Below are 2,572 nucleotides of genomic sequence, written 5' to 3'. Positions count from 1 at the left end.
TGCGAAAGGTACCGAAGGGGGCAATGATTCAGGCAACAGAAAATGGATTGGTTTGGTATCTCTAATACGACAGATTCCAGTTTGTATGGCTATTCTAACTCTCCCTTTTCCCTTTTTTGTTCAGGCTCATCACGCAAACTTTCAAGATAATCGTCAATCGTCTGATTTGCCTTATCCAAATCAGCATACTCTTTTTTGAGGTAGCGGTATTCTTCATAGAGTTTTTCCCGTTCCTCATACAACGCCTGCCTTTGACGGTCAAGCATCGTTTCTGACGGAAAGCTTCCGTCCGGATACAATAATTTTAACTGACTTCCAACGCTCTTGTACATCTCCAGTACAGGAGCGTTTTTCTTTGCATAATCTTTTTGTTTCCATGCTGAAAGGGACTTGTACTTGTCATGATACGGTTTACTGTATTGAAATTGTCGGACAAGTTCCATCTGTTCTGACAAAGTGTTTATCTTTTTATCCAGATTTTCAATGCTCTGCGTAATCATTCCACGCCGTGCCATAACGGTCATGGTAGTCGGTTTCAACTCTGATGTGCTGTGAACATTGTAACTTTCAAGCAGATTTATCATCTGGGCTACGTTCTTCATATTCTGAATATCTGCCCAATACTGCAAACCTCTGTTATCAAATTTACTACGGTCAAGAATCATCTTTCTGTGCGATGAAAACTGTCTGATTCTACGCTGAATATTCTCAGGAAGGTAGTAATATCCCAGTGCTTTTGCTCTGGCAAAACGTTGTTGTCCCTGCATACGAAATTTAAGAGAAATCGTGTTTTCTGGTTTGTAAACTGCTTCGATTTCATTTAATCTGCATTTGTCAAGAAAGTCCTCAAACGTATCAGAACGCTGAATGATACAGTCCAGTTCATAGCGAAGTTTTGCCTTCCATGATAAACCCTGCTGCTGTTTTGTCCATTCATAGTGCGAAATTCCCTTACCGATTTCCTCATATGCAACAACAGACAATCCCATTTCCTTGCACACTTCGTCAGAGATCTGACGGATTTTCTTCCATGCAGGATTATGTTTTGTATCCATGAGTGTACCAAACGTTTTGTAATTTTCCATATTGGTTTTGCAGAAAATAATGTGATTATGGATATGGTCTTTGTCCGTGTGCGTAGTAAGAACATATTGATGCTTACCCTGAAAGAGTTTGTCGCAGAGCATCAACCCTGCCTGATGCACCTGTTCCGCTGTTGCTTCATTCGGTGCAAAACTCTGTATGATATGATAACTCAGAACACTCCCTGTATTTCTTCCCATGCTTCTCAGCTTGCTGAACTCGTCAGAAATCTCAGCTGCATTTCCCCAGCAGCCGTATCGGGTAACATATGCTGCTTTAGCAGGATTCATAATATACTGGATGGATTTAGTTTCTGTAACTCGGATTGGATGGATTGAAGTTGTTGCCATATCTTAGTCACTCCCTCCTGCAACTCATAAAGTTCCTGTTTGTAAATACGGCTTGTGGAGTTCACTCTGTGTGCAATCTGATTGACGTTGTTTGCCACACGCATAACCGCCTGCCATGTTTTTTTCAGTTCCTCATGGTCGTATTCGAGATAGATTCCATTCACGACCTGCTGACGAAGATATGCACTGACAGAGGATATTCCTGACAACGCAAAGCGTTTTTCAAGTACCTCCGCTTCTGATTCTGTCAGTCTGATGACATACCGCTTATCCACTTTTTCTGTTTTCATTTTGCTTTGATTTCTCCTTATCATTGACACCATCAGGTGTTTATTCAGAGGGTCTTAGGGATTCTTCCCTAACAAGCGGATGATTGGCAGGCGGTCATTTTCTGACCGTTCGTGCCATATCATCGTTGCTTGCTACTCCAGATCAGCTGTGTCAGCCCATTCTCTTTTCTGCATCGCTTTTCCTCTCATATATCACGCAATTTTTAGAGAGAAACGCAACCGGTTTTCTGCTGTAAATCCGATTGTTTATTGAATATTTACACTTTTCGTTCGTTTTCACATTCAACTACAGGTTTTTCTGAATACAAATATGCTACAATATCCGCAGCATAAATTTATGAAAAGATTGGATATAACATTGAACGTTCAAATATGATTGCGAATACCGGTATTCATGATTCAAGAAGGAGTTCTGAACATGGATTTTACAGACAAATTGGATATACTCTACGCCCGCCGTTCCAGTGAGGACGGCAAAGACGGTGAGAGTATTGAAAATCAGGTTGCACTGCTCAAGCAGTATGCAGCCGACAAAGGGTACTATAACATTAAGATTGTCACAGATGACGGATATACAGGTACGAACTTTAACAGACCCGGCTTTCAGGAAGCCTTTGCTCTCATTCAGCACAGACGTGTTGGACGCTTTATCGTAAAAGATCTGTCACGTCTTGGCAGAAATACAATTGAGGTTGGTCAATACATTGGAGTAATTTTTCCACGTTTCGGTGTAGAATTTATCTCCGTACATGACGGACCGAAATCCAGTGATCCTGACAGCTTGGTAACGCAGTTCAAAAACATCATGAACGAGTACTATGCAAAGGATATTTCGGATAAGCAAAAGCT

At 41.2% G+C, this 2,572-nt stretch carries 3 protein-coding genes; 1 reads left to right on the top strand and 2 read right to left on the bottom strand.

What is annotated here, in order from left to right; translation table 11 throughout:
* Positions 1–89 precede the first annotated feature (89 nt).
* Positions 90–1,433: a relaxase/mobilization nuclease domain-containing protein gene (locus tag Q0E19_RS11810; protein ID WP_294409740.1), complete on the bottom strand. Its 1,344-nt coding sequence runs from the start codon at positions 1,431–1,433 to the stop codon at positions 90–92.
* Complete coding sequence (locus Q0E19_RS11805; RefSeq protein WP_294409739.1) at positions 1,370–1,723, bottom strand: MobC family plasmid mobilization relaxosome protein; 354 nt, start codon at positions 1,721–1,723, stop codon at positions 1,370–1,372. The genes Q0E19_RS11810 and Q0E19_RS11805 overlap by 64 nt, the downstream gene beginning before the upstream one ends.
* 418 nt (positions 1,724–2,141) lie before the next feature.
* On the opposite strand from Q0E19_RS11805, the gene Q0E19_RS11800 reads away from it, so the two are divergent.
* On the top strand, positions 2,142–2,572 hold a 431-nt coding region (locus Q0E19_RS11800; protein ID WP_294409737.1), incomplete at its 3' end, for a recombinase family protein.

The organism is uncultured Ruminococcus sp., assembly GCF_934476685.1.
Classification (GTDB): Bacteria; Bacillota; Clostridia; order Oscillospirales; family Ruminococcaceae; genus Hominimerdicola.
Note: the sequence above shows the minus strand (reverse complement) of the source record. Positions and strands in the feature narration are given on the sequence as shown.

What these genes read in the sequence shown, in the direction of transcription:
- Q0E19_RS11805 (WP_294409739.1), bottom strand. Translation starts at nt 1,723, where the DNA reads ATGAAAACAGAAAAAGTGGATAAGCGGTATGTCATCAGACTGACAGAA.
- Q0E19_RS11810 (WP_294409740.1), bottom strand. Translation starts at nt 1,433, where the DNA reads ATGGCAACAACTTCAATCCATCCAATCCGAGTTACAGAAACTAAATCC.